This is a genomic window from Chryseobacterium hagamense, assembly GCF_007991455.1.
Taxonomy (GTDB): Bacteria; Bacteroidota; Bacteroidia; order Flavobacteriales; family Weeksellaceae; genus Chryseobacterium; species Chryseobacterium hagamense.
In genome coordinates this window covers 193,632-213,336 of record NZ_BJYJ01000001.1, presented here as the reverse complement: position 1 = coordinate 213,336, position 19,705 = coordinate 193,632, and the positions used below count along the sequence as shown (strand labels likewise).

Genomic DNA, 19,705 nt, shown 5'->3' with positions numbered 1-19,705 from the left:
GGTATCCAGCACCCCTCTTCCTGACTTTAAAAATAAATCTGCGTTCCCGGCAGAAGCGCTTTCAGCTTTTCAAGGGTGGATTTTCCGATCGGATTCCCGGTTAGGATGAGGGTTTTGAGATTTTTCAGCTTCGAGAATTCCCCTGGAAGATCCTTCAATCGATTGTTGGCCAGGTTGATGCTGACCACATTTTTCAATCCTTTTACCTCCGGTGAAATTTCCCGGATGTTATTCTGACCGACATTTAAAAATTCAAGGTTTTTCAGACGGTATATTCTTTCAGGAAGTACCGCTATTGAATTCTGCTGCAGTTCCAGATACTTCAGGGATTCAGGAAAGCGGAGACCATCCATATCGTTGATCTGATTGGAAGCCAGGTTTAATGATTTCAGGCTTTTTATTTTATCCAAATCCTTTGTAACAAAGCTGATCTGGTTTCCCTGCAGGTTAATCTCTTCTAAACCGGAAATTTCAAGCAACGCTTCCGGGAATACATTCAGGTTATTGGCATCCAGATGAATAACTTTCAGCAGGTGAAGTCCTGCAAGCTTCGGATTGATGCCGGTCAAGCTGTTCAGGCTGAAAGAAAGGCTTTCCAGTTTCTGAAGGGATGCGATTTCATCCGGAATATATTTGATGCTGTTTTCGCTGAGGTTCAAGATCGTCAGTTCCTTTAAACTGAAGATCGATTCATCCATCTTCTCAAAATTATTTTCCATCAGGTTCAGGAAAAAGACAGACGGCAATTTCTGAATTTCTGCCGGCAGATTAAACATCTTTTTTCCTCTGAGGCTTATGCTGTAGACGGGCTGTCCGCTTTTCAGCGCATCATCGATATTCGTGTAGGTCGGGTACTTTACTGGATCGATCTGCGCTTTTGCCTGTGAAAGAACGACCAGAGCAAGGATAATAACAATCTTTTTCATATATAAAAAAACTACCGGCAAAAACTATTGCCGGCAGCAGTGTAAATATTAATAAGTTATTTTTTAAGCAATTTTACGGTCTGCTGGAATCCTCCTTCCGCTTCTATATTCAGTATCAGAACTCTGGAGGCCTCAAGCTGTTGGGTAAAATCCAGGTCCAGCATTTTCTGGGTTCCCGAATATTTCTGGGTAAACACGATTTTTCCGTCGATGCTGTAAGCTGTCACCAGGATGTTTTTCAGGCCTTTCGGAGAATTGATCTTTACCATTCCTGAAGTCGGGTTCGGCGCTACCGTTACCGTATTTTCCGATTGGGCATCGATGGTTCCCAGGGTACCGGCTGTTCCCAGGTTGTTTTTCAGCGCAACCACAACGGTAGCCGATTTACCTTTGTAATCGATGGTATTCCCTGTAGCATCCACATCGGTAGAGATCGTGGAATCCGGATGCTGCACGGAGAAGAATCCGAATTTATAATCCGGTGTAAAGGTAAGCCCCGTAGGTTCCGAACCTGCCGGCATGGAAGCAAAAAGTTTTACTTTCGGATTGGCCTGTGTGTGATCCGGAGCTACAACCCAGATGTAATTTTTACCGCCGTCCTGAAGTACCCAGAGGTTTCCTAGCTCGTCAAAGGTCAGGTTATCGTTTCCGTCACCCCATGCTTCCGTTTTTGTTCCCTGAGCGGTATTGAAAGAATAGTTGGTGGTAAGTCCTCCTACAAAAGTCTCAACCTGTGAAGCCGTGCTTCCGTTGTCCTGAAGCCTGTAGACTTTATTGAGTCCTTTAGCGGTAAAGTAAACTTTCCCGTCGATCGGGCTGATGTCCACATCCTCAATCCCGTTGAAGGAAGTTCCGCCTAGAGACTGGGCCAGAGTCTGTGTATTGTTCTGGTCGGCTTTCGTTTTATTCGGCACCTGGATCCATGTGGCTGTAGTGGCTACCGGATCGCCGTTGCTTAATCCCTGATCCAGCTTCAAAACGTAAAGATTCCCTGAAGAAAGATTATTCGGGGTATCCATAACGTATTTGTAAACCATGTGGGTTCCTCCGTCTTCCCCGTAATAAGCGATGGTTCCGGCACTGTTGACCACGACGTTTTCATGGTTCATGATTCCCATTTGCCAGAGCTTGCCCTTCGATCCGTCAGCGTTCTGGGAAATCACCTGAGCGGTTGCCGGATCGATCTCTACCAGCCAGCCATAGTCTTTCATTCCGTCTGCGTTTACATCGCTGGAAGTCGTCTGCTCTTCTGCAGTAACCACCGTTCCCCAAGGCGTTACGCCTCCCGAACAGTTCCTGATGGTCTGCACCAGGCTGGGTGATGAAAAGCTTACGGCTCTTGATCTCGTCAGCTGCCAAAGTTTGGTTGAAGCATTGTAATTGATCTCCGCCATCGTGACCCCTCCCGGATTCGTTTCGTGATTTACGGAGAGGTATCCGTTTGTACTGCTGGCATTTTTAGGAACGTAAGCGGTAAAATCATTCTGTCCCCCTACCAGGCCGCCGCCTTCGGTGTAATTGTCGCCTTCTTTCAGGATCAGCTGGTATTTATGTTCGGCAGGAATAATCAGCTTACCGGTCTGGGCCGTGGGAACGATGGAAGTAAAGCAGCTGATGTGAAGGGCATTACACGCTACCGGCGTCACGGCAGCCGTTGTTTTAAGATAAGCATCTACCCTTAAATCTGAACTGGAAGCATCCCGGTTGTGAAGTTCGATGGAAATCCTGTTGGTTCCGTTGACAAATTTGGATTTCGGGATCGAAAAGACATTATACACCTCTTCTGCAGAGCCGCCGATGGTGGTGCTGGCCCAGGTATTGAAGGTAATGGTTCCCGAAGGCATATTGTCCCTTACCACTTCTTCCCCGTTAAGATAAACGACGATTCCGTCATCTCTCATTACGCCGAGTTCCATCGTTGTCGAAAGGTCATTGAGATTGACGGTGAAATCTTTGGCAAAATAAGCGGTAACCAGGTTATTAGCGGTCGTAGTGGTTACCGGATCACCGTATCCCAGCGGGCCGTTCCCCTGCGCCCATCCTGAAACATCATAATTGGCATCTTTCCATTGGGCTACCAATGCGGTATTCCCATCATTGTATTTCCAGGAAGCGTTTTTGTTGAAGACATAGGTCTGGGCATTCATCAGAGAGCCTGTAATCATTGCAAGAGCTGCAACGGTAAGTAGTTTTCTTTTCATTTTCAAATTTCGATTGAATTAGACTCTGCAAAGCTATCCGATTGTCCCGAAGCCTCTGTGAATAGGAGTTTAAATAAATTCCGGGAAATATTAATTAATGGAAAACCTAATGTTACTTAAATGAATTTTATGTTAAATTAAAAAAAGATTAAAATTTTAACTTCAGGATTTACATTCTACCGATTACCTGCCTTTTTAACCGGTGTTTTACCATGGACTATAATCATGAAAGCCCCTCCGAGGCAATCACTGATTTTTTTTGCTATGTCCCATATAAATAATCTAATAGAAGTTTGGAGTGGCAAATGAAAAACATTGCGGAAAAATATCGCAAAATGATTTTAAAATTCACCAGCCAAGTGAGGCTCACTATTCAATATCCTCCTTTCCTATTTCGCTTGGCTGATGTCCGTCAGGGAATTTAAGAAAGCTATGATCTGCCTGATTTCCGTTTTGGTAAGATTCAATTTGTCAGGAGCCAGGGTTTGGTTTTTCACATTCATCCCGAGACCTTCACCACCTCCGTCATTATAAAAATCCAATACTTCCTCCAAAGAATTGAAGGCGCCATTATGAAAATACGGTTTTGTAAGGGCAATGTTACGTACCGTTACGGTTTTGAAGGAGTTTTCATAAATCCAGGAATTTTCTTTTTTCACGGGGCTGTTGATTCTTCCCTTGTCCGAATCAAGCTCAAACGGCTTTCGGCTGAGCGGCTTTGCGGTGATCCCGAGCACTTCCGATTCATTTTCGTTAAATAATGGCGGAACCAATCCGGAGAACGTCGGTACAAAATGACAGGTGGCGCAATTCGCCTTCCCCATAAACAGATTGAATCCTTTTGCGGCATCAGGAGAAATTTCTTTTTCATTCCGCATAAACCGGTCGAAATCGCTGTCGTATGAATACAGGGAAGCCACATAGGAACTCAATGCTTTTGAGAAATTTTCTTTGTTGATATCGCCGTTTTTATAAGCTGCCTTAAAAGCTTTCCGGTATTCCGGTCTGGCCTTCAGTTTTCTGATGATGCTTTCATAGCTGGTATTGAATTCATCTTTGTTGTAAATAACGTGCTCGGCCTGCTGTTCCAGGTAGAAAGCCCTCAGGTCATAAAAGAATCTTTTGGCAAAAACGGCATTATATAGCGTCGGGGAATTTCTCAGGACGGTTTTACCTTCCACATTACCGGGGGATTTTACCTGCAGGTCGGTAAATGCATTTTCCGGCAGGTGGCAGGTGGCACAGCTCATTTTTCCGTTTTCGCTGATATTCCGGTCATAAAAAATTTCTTTTCCCAGCTTCCTCAGTTCCGGGCTGTCATCTTCCTTTTTCAGCAAAGTATAAAAATACGGATCCAGAAAATCACTGCTGAACAGGTTCTTGTTATTCACATTCCAGCCGGAGAATTCTTTCAGGTCATCGCTTCGTCCGTCCCAGCTGCCCAGTTCCTCATACAGGGGATGAATATATTTTTTATAAAACTCAATCCTGTCAAAGGTCTCGAAATCCGTATTCTTTGACAGATAATCCATCCCTTCCGTCAGGAGGGCATCGGCTTTCCGGGTATTGTAGTTTCTGAAATAAGGTTCATCATTAAGGTATTTTCTCATTCCTGAAAAAGCATGGGCCGCCTCTTCGGAAACATTCAGTGACCCGGGGGTATCGAATCCTGTAATTCCAAGACTGTAGATCCTGACGAGTTCGATTCTGAGCGGCAGCGTCTTGTTGCTTCCCAGGCTCAGGCCGTTCTTAAGGGCACTCTGGTAGAAAGCGGCGTAGGAGTTGTATAAAAAATCGCTAATGGTTTTGATTTCTTCTTTCTTATCTTCCGCTTCATCGGAAAAAACCAGCTCATCCAGAACCTGCAGGCCTTCCGGCGGCAAAGTATATGCTTTTGTACCGGCTGCTTCGATATGAAACAATGGTGCTGCATTCAGCCTGGTTTTGGTAAATTCAGGATAATGATACGCTATATAAAACTCGGTTTCCTTGAAGGAATTTCTTGTGTTGCGCAGGGATTCGCGAAGTTTTTCAAGAGATATATTGCCGTCGGCAAAATCGTGAGCGTCAGATTTTAAAGTCTCTATTTTTGTTCTGAAATCAGTCAGTCCCCGGATGACCGCTGTATTTTCATTTTTAAATCCCTTATCCACCGGGTTAAAAGACATGACCGCAAAACCGGTCAGTACAGCAGCAAGTGCCAAAGGATAAAACCTCATGATCATTTTTGCGCAAAACTATGAATCGCCCGCCGCTAAAGTATTACCTCAGTTTTAAATTTGGATTAAATAATGTTTACAGGCCTGTCTGAATTTCTTGCTAATTCAACAGGACGTGCAAAATATGCTTAAACACGCCTGCCATATAATTTTTTTTATTAATTTTAAACCCCGAAATCACATTCATTACTGAAACAGCCTATTCTGTACAGGCTCTCTCTGAACAATGATGAAGTATATGGCGGGAGGATTTTAGTGAACAACAATTTTCATTTTAAACGATAAAAAAAACAATTATGCTCAATAAACTTGCAGCTTCAGAACTGGTGCTGAACGAAGACGGAAGTGTTTATCATCTGAACCTATTACCGGAAGATATTGCCGGAAAAGTAATCCTGGTCGGTGATCCGGACCGGGTGGCCAAAGTCTCCAAATATTTTGACACGGTGGAAATCCGGAAGAACAAAAGGGAATTTTATACGCATACGGGAACGTTGCGCGGGGAAAGAATTACCGTAATGTCCACGGGAATCGGTACGGAAAATATCGACATCGTGATGAATGAGCTGGATGCACTGGTAAATATCGATCTTCAGAACAAAGAATTCAAAACGGAGCATACGGCGTTGCAGCTTTTCCGGATGGGAACCTGCGGAAGCGTAAACCCTGAAGTACAGGTGGATAATATGCTGGTTACCCAAAACGTCGTAGGACTGGATGGCCTGATGCATTTTTATCAGGATTATGCGTTTGAAAACGAATTCTCTAAAAACTTTTCAGACCGCTTTCCTTATGAAAAAATTAAACCGATGCTGTATTTTTCGGAATGGGCGGAAGAGCTGGGCGAACTGTATAAAGATGCCAGATACCATGGGAATACCGCTACTTTCCCGGGGTTTTATGCGCCACAGGGCAGACAGCTGCGTTTAAAAGCGGTTGATGACCAGTTCCTGGAAACCCTGAACGATCTAGGGGTTACCAATTTCGAAATGGAAACCTCGGCCATCTATGCCTTATCCAAGATGTTGGGCCATAAAGCCATTACGGTAAACAATGTTATTGCCAACAGGAGACGCGGCGAATTCTCCGCCGATCATCACGCTTCCGAAAAGAACCTGATCGAATGGGTATTGGACAGGATTATTAAATAAGACGAGTTATTATATGACTTGTCTGGTCACAAAGTATTCTTGAATATTAGAAATTACCGGTTTTTCGAAAAAGATGGATTTTGATGACGACCGACAGGATGATAAAATTATATTTAACCTGACAAGAAAGTTTATCCGTATAGCCATTCCATAAATAGATTGAATGCAAAACGTATAAATCGAACCTGATTAAATTGATAATAAAAAAGGATTTCAAATTGTTGAAATCCTTTTTTATTATGTACCGTTACAGTATATCTTACCGGTCTCCGGGCCAGAAATGCAATATCTGAATTTCTAGAATTCATTAATCATAATGTAGAAGTGGGAAGAATATAAGCTTTCCGCATTAGCAGAGATATTGGTTAGATTAACCGTGATATTGGAAGTTGACGTCATCCTGGGATTTGAAATCGAGAAGGTGGAATTTCCTGCAAAATCTCCTGCCGGCGTTACGGTAAGGGTTGCTTTAGTGGATCCCGGAAGCATCGTTGGGGGAATAGCAATATTCATCGTTACGGATTTACCGCTCGGAAGATTGTGTATGGAAACTCCGGGCCATGCCTCGAAGCTGATCTGGTTTTTCTGGATGGTTCCCTGATTTCCCAATTTATACTGCCCGCTTACATCCAGCCTGGCGGTTGTATTTGGGGTGGAGGTTCCGATCCCGATATTGGCATTGCTGTCCCCTAAAACAATGGCATTGTATTGTGAGGTAGCTGCATTGTATCCGATCGCTGTGGATTGCTGTCCTGTGGCTGAAGCTCCTGAACCCACAGCGGTAGAATTCTGGCCGTTTGTTAAAGCATAATACCCGACTGCCGTTTCACTGTTGGAATTTGTTTTGGCGCCGTAACCCGCAGCGACCGACTGAAATCCTGCCGCCTGTGCATTATTTCCCAATGCAGCAGACTCGTTAGCGGTGGTTTTGGCGTTATATCCGATGGCAGTAGACTGGAATCCGTCGGCAAAAGAATTATTTCCCACCGCGGTCGATTCATTCTTATTGGTTTTGGCATTATATCCGATGGCATTCGACTTATAGGCGGCTGCAAAGGCCTTATTTCCTATCGCAAGCCCGTCATTGGCTGTTACCGATGCTTCATTTCCGACTGATACCCCCTGATAAGCAGAACCGGACATTCCGATGGCAATACCGTTTTGTCCCGCATTGGCACCTAGGCCGAGGCTTATAGAATTGTCGGTTCCCAATCTTCCGGATTTTACAGAATTCACCTTAAAAATAAGGTCGTCATAGGTATTGGTTCCGAGGGAAAGATTTGTTCCGGATCCTGTATTGTTCCCGCTATTGGTAGCAGAATTGTTCCATGCATTTCCTGAACTGCCGGAAGCAACCGCACCTTGGCTAGCTGCACTGGAAATTTTGTTCCATTTCTGGTTGTTCCAGTAATACAATCCGGTATCTGCAATCCCTCCCAACCCATTATTCCAGATAATCAATCCGTTTGCCGGGGAGGCTATGGTTAAATGATCGGTGAGCGAAGTTATGGCGATACCAGGGAGAAGAACCCCTTTGTTTGTGGATTTAATATCCAGGATCGAAGAAGGATCCGGGGTGGTGGTTCCTATTCCCACCTGACAAAGCAAAAAATTAAAATTTAAAAGTAAAGAGGCCGTTAATGCGATCTGAAATTTGGAGTTTGTATACATGTGTATATTTTAGGTTATAGTTTCCGGCTGCAAATATATAAAATATTTAATAAAAACCTAATATTTTTAAAATATCATCATTTCATATTTTTTACTTAATCTCATTCCATTTAATACTCGCATAAACAGTGATTTAAATTGTTTTTTATAGAATTAATTCTATAATAAACCCTCATAATAAGACATTAAAAGGCGATTTTTATTTATTTATATATTTTATTTTTAATAATAAATAAACAATTTAATTGAATATAATTAAATTTACATATCGTGTAATATGGCTCATAAAATTGCAATAAATAAGCATTCAAATACCAGAGCATAGATTTTATTCATTCATAATAATTTATATACATGGAATTTACATTCATAAATGATTATACCATCAGGTTTTGTCATTTCGATATATCTTATGATTAGGGAATGTTTTGAGAATACCCCATATCAGACCATTCAGCACAAATCTGAACTTTATGAAAATTTTAACAGTACCACGAAATTTTAGGAATAGTTATTGTTTGATGTACAGCAACACAACAAAATATCAACATTATGAACAATTCAGAATACAACAAAGCAGAAAATGCAGTAGACAACACTGAAAATTCTTTGAAAAATGCGGCAGATAATGCGAAATGGAAAGTTGAGGAACTTTCTGATAAAGCAAAGGATTATATCAATGAAAAAAGATCCAATGACGAGGAAGCTACCCATGAAGACTGGCTGGACAGAGTAAAGAACAACGCCTCTGATGCATGGGATGATATCAAGGACAAAGCAAACGATGCATGGGAAAAAACCAAAGACGCTGCAGAAGATGCAAAAGCAGAATGGAACAAAAAAACCAACTAAAATTTCAGTCATATAAATATTTTCAAGAAAAACGGAGCCTTTTTAGCGAAGGCTCCGTTTTTTATTATGCTCTAAACACAAATTATTGCTACATTTGTATCAAAATAAACATTAAAAAATTATGTCATACGGTTTACTTAAAGGCAAAAAGGGAATTATTTTTGGAGCCCTTAATGAACAATCGATCGCATGGAAAGTTGCAGAAAGATGTCATGAAGAAGGTGCTGAATTTATCTTATCCAACGCTCCTATCGCTTTGAGAATGGGGGAACTTAACGGTTTAGCAGAAAAAACGGGTTCTGAAGTAATCGGGGCTGATGCCACTTCTCTTGAAGATCTTGAAAAGCTTTTTGATGCCGCTATAGCCAAATTTGGAAAAATTGATTTTATCCTGCACTCCATCGGGATGTCCGTGAATGTGAGAAAGGGAAAACACTATACTGAAATGAACTATGACTGGTTGGAAAAAGGCTGGGATATCTCCGCGGTTTCCTTCCATAAAGTAATGAGGGTAGCTTATGAGAAAAACTGTATGAACGAATGGGGAAGCATCCTGGCACTGACCTATATTGCTGCGCAGAGAACCTTCCCTGATTACAACGATATGTCCGACAATAAAGCATACCTGGAAAGTATTGCAAGGACTTTCGGGAACTATTGGGGTGAAAGAAAAGTGCGTGTCAACACGGTTTCGCAGTCTCCTACGCCTACGACGGCAGGAAGCGGCGTAAAAGGCTTCGGAAATTTCCTGGGTTATGCAGAAGATATGTCTCCGCTTGGGAATGCAACGGCGCTTGAATGTGCGGACTACTGTGTGTCTCTCTTCTCCGATCTTACCAGGAAGGTAACCATGCAGAACCTTTTCCATGACGGAGGTTTCAGTAGCTCAGGCGTTACCCAGAAAGTGATCCGCAAATATGATGCTGAGTAATTCATTAATCATTAGTTTCCCATATAAACCAAAGTATAACTGCTTTGGTTTTTTTTATTGTCAAATAAAATGAAAAATATTGCACAGATTATTTTATTAACGGCTGTTTTGATTAACTGTAATAAAAAAGAAACAAAATCTGAATTTTCGGTTCAGAAAGCATTTATTGATATTAATGATTTAAAACATCTCGAAGTTGGATCATCCGAAAACTTTGAATCGGTTCCCGTATTGAATTTTGTAGAAATTACTGAGAATGAATACAACAATTTGAAAATTGAAGCTAATTTTATTACAGATTTTCCCGTAAAAAAAAGAAATCATAATTATTTATTGAATGTTAAAAATAAAACCCTTCAATTAAAAGAAATGACACCCACCGTAAAAGAAGGGGAAAAGCAATATCATTATTTGGGATTTTATCCTACCTTAAACATGTACGCCTTTTCCGAAAATAGTTTAAGTGATAATTTGGGATTTAGTGAACTCAACTTGATTAATACATCCAATTCTTTTTTTTACAGCATCATATCACCTGGAGATGATAAGGTAGAAAATCCGGTGGTTTCTCCTATGACAAAATATCTGGTATATCACTACAATTATATCTATGATCAAAATAAAAGTTTCATCGGTATATTAAAAATCGGATCTGATAAAAAAACATTAACGGAATACAGAAGCTATTCGTCAAGTAATTTCAAGGTTATAGATACAGCCTGGTTCGGTGATGATCATATCGGAATAAAAGTAACCAATGATGATTTAGAAACTTTCAGATATTATAAAGCAAGTTTACAGGTTAGCGGCCATAAACATTTTTCAAGTATCGACGGTAATTATTCTATCAGTGTTGAAACGGAACCTACAACTACAGGAATGGCCTCAATCAGTTATTCATTCAAAATAAGCGGGAATGAAGTCATACTAGAGACCAGTACCTATCATGAACCCATAACCTGTAATGGGAAATACGTTCTAAAAGAACACAATAAAATTTTTCAGATCTATTATAATGATGCAGAAGAACATTGTAAATCTGATTCCGCTAAATTTAGTATAAAAAAAGAAAAGGAAAAATATTATATAAAAGGAGTTGGCGGTGAAGGCACTATAAAAGAATGGATGGAATTACATAGAGAATAATTAAAAATGAAATCTGCGACATTATCGGTGCCGCAGATTCCTAAAAAATAAATGTTAACATGAAGTGCTCTTTATAAAATCACCGTCTGTATCGAGTGGGCCGGTGCGTTTAATTTTGCTGCCATCCCTTCGATCCACAGGTTGGTATCGATATCGTTATCCGAATCATTCATGATGACGGTAACCAACTGTCCGTTCTGGTTCATGAAAGTAGAGGAAGTCAACGCTATTCTGTTTGATGAGCTTCCTATTCTTACAGCATTGGGCCGGATGAATTTCGAAACATGGCCGACATAATAATATTCGTAGGTATAATGAACTTCGCCGGTTTTCGTATCGGCAATAATCGGGGCAAAACAGAAATTCCCCACATGGTTCGGTCCGCCGGTTTCGTCAAGAAGAACGTTCCAATCCGTCCATAAAGCCGTTCCTTTATTGAAATCGTTCAGCATATTCCTTCCGTACAGCTCACCCAGTTTAACGTCGTAAATTTTAGACAGGTCGAACTGCTCCTTACAGCCTTCGGTAAAGGCCAGGAATTTATCCGGGAAAGCCCTTTGGGTTTCCGTAAGGTTATCGAAAAGCTGGGTTTTGTTGTTCCAGGTTTCATACCAGTGATAGCCGATTCCTGCTGCATACTTTGAAGTTTCGGGGTCGCCTAGGGTGGTCGTGGCTCTCTGGTAGATCAGGTCACGGTTATGGTCCCAGATCATCACTTTTTTATCTCTGAAGCCGTTTTTCCAAAGGGTAGGTCCCAGATTGTTTTTCAGGAACTCCCCCTCTTCCTGTGCGGTGTAGATACAGGATTCCCACGTCTGTGTGGCCATGGGCTCATTCTGTACCGTCAGTCCCCATACATTGATGCCTCTTTTTTCATATTCTTTAATGAACCGGATGTAATAATCGGCCCAGGTCTGGTAAAACGTATTCTCCAGCCTTCCGCCTTTCAGCATGCTTTTGTTGGATTTCATCCAGGCCGGCGGGCTCCACGGTGAAAAATAAAAGGTAAAATCCTTTCCGATCAGCTTCTGTGCTTCTTTAACCATCGGGATCTTATATTTTTCGTCATGCGCCACATTAAAGGATTTCAATGCTTTGTCATTTTCGTCGACATAGGTATAGGAATCGCTGGAAAAGTCACAGGAATTCATATTGGTACGGACGACGGTATATCCCAGACCATTTTTCCCGTAATAAGCTTCAAGAATTTCTTTCTGTTTTGCTTTAGGCAACTTGTAAAACGTTTCTGCGGAAGCGTCGGTAATGGCCCCGCCGATGCCTATCAGTTTCTGGTATTTAAAATCCGGGTCCACAAATATACAGGCATCCGTTTCTTTCGGCTGATCCATCTTTTCAAATTTCACCATGCCTTTATCTGCCATTTTCTCTTTTGTTCCGGAATTGGTAAGAATTACTTTTGCGGTCTTACCGGCATTTTTTTTCCAGTAATCCTGTGCCTGGACGTTGAATGCTGTTCCAATCATCAGGCAGCTCACGACTAATCTCTTCATTATATCATTTCTTATTTTTATCATTCATCTTTCTTATTTCAGAAAGACTTCTCTGTACTATTTAATTATTTATGCTGATAGACCCTTACATAATCGATTTCAAATTTTTGCGGAAAAATGGTGTCATCGATTCCTTCTTTGCCACCCCAGAATCCACCGATGGCCAGATTTAAGATCAGAAAATACGGTTTATCGAAGGGCCAGGCATCATAGGACTTTTCCTTGTTTGCGTAGGTAAAAAATTTCTTATCATCCACATAAACGTCAATTTTCTCCGGTGACCATTCTGCTTTGTAGACATGGAATTCTTCGCTTGCGTCTTTTACAAACAGGGTATCGGTTTTTTGGGTCTGCATGATGTGGTTGTACTTTTTCGTATGAACCGAAGCGTGAATGTAGCCCTGATGATAGCCGACATGCTCCATTATATCGAGTTCACCGTCATCCGGCCATTTTTTCATACCCTCGCTCATCATCCAAACCGCAGGCCAGGTTCCGCGTCCTTCAGGCAATTTGGCCCTTACTTCAACGGTTCCGTACCGGAAAGAAAACTTGCCTTTTGTCAACAGTCTTGCCGAAGTATATTTTTTATTTTCACGGTTTTCTCTCCGTGCTTCGATAATCAGCTTTCCGTTTTCAACCCGTGCATTTTCCGGACGTTCCCGGGTATAAAACTGGGCTTCCTCATTTCCGAATCCGCTGCCGCCGGTATCATAGTTCCATTTTGTTGCATCGGGCAATCCTTGAATATTGAACTCATCGCTCCAGATCAGTTTTCTGCTTCGGTCCGGTCTGTTTGAAGCACAGCCTGTCACGGACAGCAGGAGCGTTCCGCCGATTACCAGATGAATAAAGGGTTGGAGTTTCATGAATCGATTTCGGATTTAAAATTCAAAATTTAAGCTTAAGTCTTTTGCCGCCAAAAGCGGGTTTCATCCCGCTTTCAGTAAATAAAATCTGTATTTATTTTAACCAGTTGATTCTTTTTGTCTGAACGTTCCGAGAATCGGTTCCGACCATGATGTCGAATTCGCCTGCTTCCCAATCGTAATTCAGCTGATCATCATAGAATTTCAGGTTTTCCGGGGTTAAAGTAAAAGTAACGGTTTTGGTTTCCCCTTTTTTAATAAACACCTTTTCAAAACCTTTCAGTTCCTTTACCGGCCTTACCACTTTTCCGAAAATATCCCGGATATAAAGCTGTACGACCTCTTCCCCATCGTAATTTCCAGTATTGGAAACACTGACGCTGATTTTTAGGGTCTGACTTCCTTTAAGGTTCGCTGAACTGAGATTCATATCGGCATATTTAAACTGAGTATAGCTTAAACCATACCCAAACGGGAATTTAGGATCGTTATCAAGATCGATGTAGGCTGACACATAATTCCTGTCGGTATTGTTTTTCGCCGGCCTTCCCGTATTGTAATGGTTGTAGTATACCGGGATCTGTCCTTCTGTTCTCGGAAAAGTCATCGGCAGTTTTCCACCCGGATTTACCGTTCCGAAAAGCACATCGGCAATGGAATTTCCTGCTTCCGTTCCCAGCCACCAGGTGTAGAGGATAGCCGGGACATGATCTGCTGCCCAGTCAAAAACCAATGGCCTTCCGGCATTGATCATCAGAATCACCGGTTTCCCGGTTTTTTCAATTTCTTTCAACAGTTCTTCCTGAACCCCTGAAAAATGGATATTGCTCCGGCTTTTGGCTTCACCGCTCATGGCATGGCCTTCTCCCAGGGTCATGATCACCACATCCGCTTTCCTGGCCGTTTCTACGGCTTCGGCGAACATGGAGCGATCCTGATCGTCTGCATTGCAGCCTTTTGCATACAATAAGGTAGAATTTTTATCCAGCTGATTTTTAATCCCGTCAAACTGTGTTACGATTCTCTGATGGTCATCTTTAAAGGCAACCGACCAGAAACCATGATTGGCAGACGTTTCTTTTCCGAAGGGCCCGATCAAAGCAACCGTCTTCGTCGATTTTGAAAGAGGTAGGATATTTTTTTCATTTTTAAGAAGAACGATACTTTTAGATCCGAACACTCTTCCGAATTTCCGGTTCTCCTGATTATCGGTCTGTTCCTGCTGTCTTTTTTCATTGCTGAACCGGTAAGGGTCATCAAACAGGCCCATTTCGAATTTTTTAATTAAAATCCGTCTGGCGGCCTCATCAATCAGCTTCGGATCTACTTTTCCTTCCTGAACGAGTTTGGGAAGCTCTGCCATATAAGCCCGGCTTTCCATATCCATATCGCTTCCTGCAAGAAGGGCTTTTTCGGCAGCTTCCTTATTGTCTTTTGCATAGCCGTGCGGAACCATTTCACCGATGCTTCCCCAGTCCGAAACTACAAAACCCTGATAATTCCATTTTCCTTTTAATAAATCCCTCAGGATATAACGGTTGGCTGTTGCCGGAATCCCGTTGATATCGTTAAAGGAATTCATAAAAGTAGCTACTCCGGCTTCTGCAGCGGCTTTAAAAGGAGGCAGATACGTTTCATTCAGTTGTCTCAGGCTCATGTCTACGGAATTATAATCTCTGCCGCCGACTGCTGCTCCGTATGCTGCAAAATGTTTGGCGCAGGCCATTATAGCATCAAGGGCACCCAGGCCCTTTCCCTGAAATCCTCTGATCCTTGCCAGACCGATCTGCATACCCAGATAGGTATCTTCGCCGGAGCCTTCCATCACCCTTCCCCATCTCGGATCACGGGCGATATCGACCATCGGTGCAAAGGTCCAGTGGATGCCGTAAGCCGAAGCTTCGGTAGCAGCTATCCGTTCCGACTTTTCTATTAATTTCAGGTCCCAGCTTGCCGCCTGTCCCAGATTTACCGGAAAAGTTGTCCGGTAGCCATGGATCACGTCCTGGCCGAACAGCAAAGGGATTTTCAGCCTTGATCTTAAGGCGAGCTCCTGGAATTTCCGGGTTTCTACAGCTCCGGCTACGTTGAGCATGGAACCTACTTTGCCCTGCTTTATTTCATTTAAGACGTTTGCAGAACTGGAATTCTGAGGGCCGGTTGCATATTCAAAACCACTGTACTGAACAAGCTGCCCGACTTTTTCCTCCAACGTCATTTTCGACAATAGAGCAGATACTTTCTGATCAATGGTCTTCTGTCCGAATGCATTGAACCCGAATGCTGTAAATGCCAAAACGAAATAAATTCTCTTCATAGGATCTGTTAAAAGATATAGGTTGCCGTTGAAATTCCAGGAATGTTTACGGACGCTGTTTTCTGGTTATATTTAATATTAAATGCTTTCTCTACGGAATTGCTGTTCTGGACAATCAATACCGTTTTTCCTGCCGGTGTTTTAAAAGCAACCGTCGAAAGGTTATCGCCTTGCGTGGAAGCAATCCTCTGTGAGTTTACCGGAACAAATTTTGACGCATGGGCAATGATGTAGTAGGCTACATTTTTATCGTAGCTGCTGCCTCCGGTAATGGTAATGGCTCCTTTACACTGTGTACAGCCGCCCGGTGTGTGAGGGCCGAAAGACGCATCGTTAGCAACATTCCATTCCAAAGCTGTTCTACTCCAGTTTCTCATGGACCCAATAATAATGTTTTTTACGTGCCAATCCAAATCTCCCGAGAAACTTCCGGTGGAACTGGTCCATTGTTCTGTAAAATAAACATTCTTATTCGGGAACAGGTCATGGACCGTTCCCAAGGCCGAAATATTTCCTGCATAGAGGTGGAAAGCCGATCCGTCCACATAAGGATTGGCGGCCGGATCATTCAGAACGGCCAGCGGATAAGCCGGGTCGTCGCAGTTGTGATCGTAAGCAATAATTTTGGTGGTAAGGTTGGCTGCCTGGAATGCAGGGCCTAAATTCGCTTTAATAAACGTGGTCTGATTGCCTGACGTCATGTACATGCTCGGGTTGTTGCCCGGGTGCAGAGGTTCGTTCTGAGGGGTAACGGCATCGATTTTAATCCCCTGGGCCTGCATGGCCTGGATGTATTTTACAAAATACTGTGCATAAGTCCCATAATATTCGGGCTTTAAGCTTCCGCCCATTGTATTGCCGTTGTCTTTCATCCAGACTGGCGGCGACCATGGAGTCGCCAGGATTTTAATGTTCGGATTGATCATCAGGATATCTTTCAGCATCTGAATGACCGCCTGATCTTTGGTAAGGCTGAACTGAGCAAGCGTCGGATCGGTCTGTCCTGCCGGCATATCGTCATACGAAAAGACTTCGCTGTTCAGATCCGAAGCTCCGATACTGATCCTCAGGTAACTGATGCCGATTCCCGAGCTGCTGAACAGGTCATTCAGCAATTCCTGCTTCTTGGCTGCACTCAGCTGGTTGATTACCTGTACACTTCCTCCGGTAAGGGTATATCCGAAACCGTCGACGGTCTGGAAAACCTGTGCCGGATCGATCTCTATGGTTGTTCCTGAGCTTACAGCTCCTGAAAAGTAAGCGGTGCCCTGTTGTTGTAGTTTCACCGACTGGTCCCCTTTTGTGAGCCACATCTGTACGGGATCCCCGGTGGTATTTCCACCGTTGCCGTTGCCGGAATTATCTCCATTACTGGCCAGATCCGAAGACGTACTGCTGCAGCTTAAAAAAGAAAGAAGCGCTACACCGCAGAGTGCAGCACTTCTAAGTACGAAACTATATGAATGTTGTGATTTCATATCAAATTATTGCATTCTACGGAATTCAACTTTGTCAACTTTTAAGCTGTTAACAGTTCCTCCCCCGCATTTAATTTCCAAATAAACTGTTCCAGTAGTCGTTGCCGTATAGACTCCGCCATTTTTAGAGCCATTACATCCTATAGAGGAAACTCTTCCTTTAAACTTACTTGTTCCGCAACCATCCCAGGTATTGATGTTTCTGTAAACCGTACCGTTGATATCCTGTCCATCTACCGGAACTGAGTTTAGTACATATACTTCAAACCAGGTATTTATCAATGGAGTTTGTGATTCTGCTACCAGGTCAATGGAATATTTCTGTCCTGCCACTACATTTACAGCCTGATAAATTCCCTGCTGATTGCTTCCGTTTGCTACAATTGTTGCTACGCCTGTACCATTTCCTATGACCCACTGCGCTCCTGAAGCACTAATTTTATGGATCGACCATTTTGCGGCTTCATCCGGCGTATCAAATCTTCCTCCCTGGATCATATTACCGGCAATCGGATCTGAAGTCGGAACAACCACTGTTTCGCTAGCCGTTCCTCCCAAAGCTCCTCCGACGCCTATAGCCTGATGTTGGATCACATACGTGCCTGCATCTGGCAAGAATATTTTTTCCTCTTCTTTGCCAGTATTAAAACCATCATCATCAATATTCCATTTTGACATCAGATAGTTATTGAAATTTCTTTTTATTGAATAATGGTTTTCTGAGGTTTTGGTAATCTTGAAAGATGCATCCAAAGGTCCCTGCACAATACCGTTTCCGTCACCATCGACGGTATCCGGGGTACAGCTTGCAAAGAAAAGCATTGCAGGAGCTAATAGTAAACTTTTGCTGATATATTTCGTAATCATTTCTTAATGTTTATTGAGTTAGTAGCCAGGGTTTTGTTTCAAGGCAGTATTGATTAATTCATTAAAAGGTATCGGAAGAATTTCATTTTTACCCGCAGTAAAGCCTCTCGCTCCTAATTTTGCCGGTGCATCTCCCCATCTTACCAGATCAAACCATCGATGTCCTTCTCCTGCCAATTCTCTTCTCCTTTCATCTTTGATCGCCTGCATTGAAACCGGAACTGATGCCAAACCAACTCTTGCTCTAACAGCATCAAGCAATGCCTGCGCTCTCGATCCTGAACCATTTAAAGCTTCTGCTTCCATCAGATAAGTATCCGCAAGTCTGATAACCATATAGTTCTGACGGAAATTCAGGTCTACATTGCCTGCTCCCGGAGTTATATCAGAAGTTCTCGGTAAGAATTTATTTAAGAAATATCCGGTATCTCTGAATCCTGGTGAGTAAGTAATTTTATCCTGTTCTTTCAGTATTTTCCCATTGAAAATAGTTGCATTTAAACGTGGGTCACCCTGCATGAAATTAAAAAGATCTTCTGTTACAGGATTGAAACCCCAACCGGAATAAATGCTGGGAGCATCATTATTAGGTGTTGTCGTTTTACGTCCATAGGAAATAATTCCCAACATTACATTAATAGAGTTCCCTTCATCTTTTCCATTTCCCCAATTTGCCCAGGTTCCATTTCCTTTGGTTGTATGATTGACTTCAAGAATAGATTCAGTTGTAAATTTATTATCAACCACCCAAAGACTTGCAAAGTTCGGAACCAGTGCATATCCGTATTGGCTTGTTCCTCCAGGAGTTCCATTGACCTGTTGCAGTTCGGCTGCAGCCAGGTTATACTTCTTATCATACAGATAAATTTTTCCTAATATAGCGCGTGCTGCTCCTTGGGTAATTCTCCCTTTCTCACTATCTGAAGCAATATTTAAAGGCAGGTCACTGATTGCCGATACAATATCGGCCTCTATCTGGTTATATACTTTTGCCGGATCTTCCTGTGGAATATTGTAATAATCGTCCGTTGCCAGAATAGGCTTGGTTATAAGAGGAATATTTTTAAATATCCTTACCAGCTCAAAATAATATAATGATCTTAGAACTTTTGCTTCAGCAATGAATCTCTTTTTTTTCTGATCATCCATTTTAGCATTCGGAACCCTGTCTATTAAGATATTAGCTTTAGCAATACCCTGGTAATAATCTTTCCAATAGCTTGCCGGCATGATAACGGGATTCAGGGAATAGTTTGAAAAGCCCTGTATTCCTGCTCCGTCAGATGAATTTCCTCCACCGGAATAAAAGTCATCTGATGCTGCATTGAAAAAAGTCACCATATTTTCAAAACCTCCGGAATATTTTCTCAGCATATCATAAGTAGACACCAACGCTGAAAAAGACTGTTCTTCATTTTGGTAATAATTATCCGTATCGAATGTTCCTGTATTCTTTACGTCCTCTAAATTGCTGTTATTACAAGATACTGCGCCAAGACCAATACCTGCCAGCATCAGAACAGAAATACTTTTATATATAAATTTTTTATTTTTCATTTTTCTTTA

Annotated in this window: 14 protein-coding genes; 4 read left to right on the top strand and 10 right to left on the bottom strand. The window is 42.3% G+C overall.

The window, feature by feature from the left end:
• Positions 1–26 precede the first annotated feature (26 nt).
• From CHA01nite_RS00855 to CHA01nite_RS00845, 3 genes are all read right to left on the bottom strand, one after another.
• The gene (locus tag CHA01nite_RS00855; protein WP_146939330.1) at positions 27–926 is read right to left on the bottom strand and encodes a leucine-rich repeat domain-containing protein; all 900 of its coding nucleotides are present in this window, start codon (positions 924–926) and stop codon (positions 27–29) included.
• Between the two features lie 56 nt (positions 927–982).
• Positions 983–3,127, bottom strand: coding sequence for a PhoX family protein (locus tag CHA01nite_RS00850; RefSeq protein WP_146939329.1), 2,145 nt, complete (start codon positions 3,125–3,127; stop codon positions 983–985).
• A 389-nt stretch (positions 3,128–3,516) separates the two neighbouring features.
• On the bottom strand, positions 3,517–5,346 hold the full coding sequence (locus tag CHA01nite_RS00845; protein WP_146939328.1) for a cytochrome-c peroxidase: 1,830 nt from the start codon (positions 5,344–5,346) through the stop codon (positions 3,517–3,519).
• Between the two features lie 296 nt (positions 5,347–5,642).
• Here CHA01nite_RS00845 and CHA01nite_RS00840 point away from each other — a divergent pair, with 296 nt between their 5' ends.
• A complete protein-coding gene (locus CHA01nite_RS00840; RefSeq protein WP_146939327.1) occupies positions 5,643–6,497 on the top strand; it encodes a nucleoside phosphorylase in 855 nt (284 codons plus the stop codon).
• Between the two features lie 297 nt (positions 6,498–6,794).
• On the opposite strand, the gene CHA01nite_RS00835 is transcribed toward CHA01nite_RS00840, so the two are convergent.
• On the bottom strand, positions 6,795–8,168 hold the full coding sequence (locus tag CHA01nite_RS00835) for a phage tail-like protein (protein WP_146939326.1): 1,374 nt from the start codon (positions 8,166–8,168) through the stop codon (positions 6,795–6,797).
• A 552-nt stretch (positions 8,169–8,720) separates the two neighbouring features.
• Between CHA01nite_RS00835 and CHA01nite_RS00830 the strand changes: the two genes are divergently transcribed.
• From CHA01nite_RS00830 to CHA01nite_RS00820, 3 genes are all read left to right on the top strand, one after another.
• The gene (locus tag CHA01nite_RS00830) at positions 8,721–9,020 is read left to right on the top strand and encodes a hypothetical protein (RefSeq protein WP_146939325.1); all 300 of its coding nucleotides are present in this window, start codon (positions 8,721–8,723) and stop codon (positions 9,018–9,020) included.
• Between the two features lie 121 nt (positions 9,021–9,141).
• A complete protein-coding gene (locus CHA01nite_RS00825; protein ID WP_146939324.1) occupies positions 9,142–9,951 on the top strand; it encodes an enoyl-ACP reductase FabI in 810 nt (269 codons plus the stop codon).
• A gap of 69 nt (positions 9,952–10,020) precedes the next feature.
• On the top strand, positions 10,021–11,097 hold the full coding sequence (locus CHA01nite_RS00820) for a hypothetical protein (RefSeq protein ID WP_146939323.1): 1,077 nt from the start codon (positions 10,021–10,023) through the stop codon (positions 11,095–11,097).
• A gap of 71 nt (positions 11,098–11,168) precedes the next feature.
• Here CHA01nite_RS00820 and CHA01nite_RS00815 read toward each other — a convergent pair whose 3' ends face one another.
• The 6 genes from CHA01nite_RS00815 to CHA01nite_RS00790 all read right to left on the bottom strand — a co-directional run bounded on the left by CHA01nite_RS00815 (position 11,169) and on the right by CHA01nite_RS00790 (position 19,696).
• The gene (locus tag CHA01nite_RS00815; RefSeq protein ID WP_146939322.1) at positions 11,169–12,608 is read right to left on the bottom strand and encodes a glycoside hydrolase family 30 protein; all 1,440 of its coding nucleotides are present in this window, start codon (positions 12,606–12,608) and stop codon (positions 11,169–11,171) included.
• A gap of 65 nt (positions 12,609–12,673) precedes the next feature.
• Positions 12,674–13,477, bottom strand: a complete 804-nt coding sequence (locus CHA01nite_RS00810; RefSeq protein ID WP_146939321.1) for a glycoside hydrolase family 16 protein — start codon at positions 13,475–13,477, stop codon at positions 12,674–12,676.
• A gap of 94 nt (positions 13,478–13,571) precedes the next feature.
• Positions 13,572–15,794, bottom strand: coding sequence for a glycoside hydrolase family 3 N-terminal domain-containing protein (locus CHA01nite_RS00805; protein WP_146939320.1), 2,223 nt, complete (start codon positions 15,792–15,794; stop codon positions 13,572–13,574).
• A gap of 8 nt (positions 15,795–15,802) precedes the next feature.
• Positions 15,803–17,272: a glycoside hydrolase family 30 protein gene (locus tag CHA01nite_RS00800; protein WP_146939319.1), complete on the bottom strand. Its 1,470-nt coding sequence runs from the start codon at positions 17,270–17,272 to the stop codon at positions 15,803–15,805.
• 6 nt (positions 17,273–17,278) lie between these two features.
• Positions 17,279–18,139 carry a hypothetical protein gene (locus CHA01nite_RS00795; protein WP_146939318.1) on the bottom strand — a complete coding sequence of 287 codons (861 nt, stop codon included), beginning with the start codon at positions 18,137–18,139 and terminating at the stop codon, positions 17,279–17,281.
• 18 nt (positions 18,140–18,157) lie between these two features.
• The gene (locus tag CHA01nite_RS00790; RefSeq protein ID WP_146939317.1) at positions 18,158–19,696 is read right to left on the bottom strand and encodes a RagB/SusD family nutrient uptake outer membrane protein; all 1,539 of its coding nucleotides are present in this window, start codon (positions 19,694–19,696) and stop codon (positions 18,158–18,160) included.
• Between the last annotated feature and the right edge of the window lie 9 nt (positions 19,697–19,705).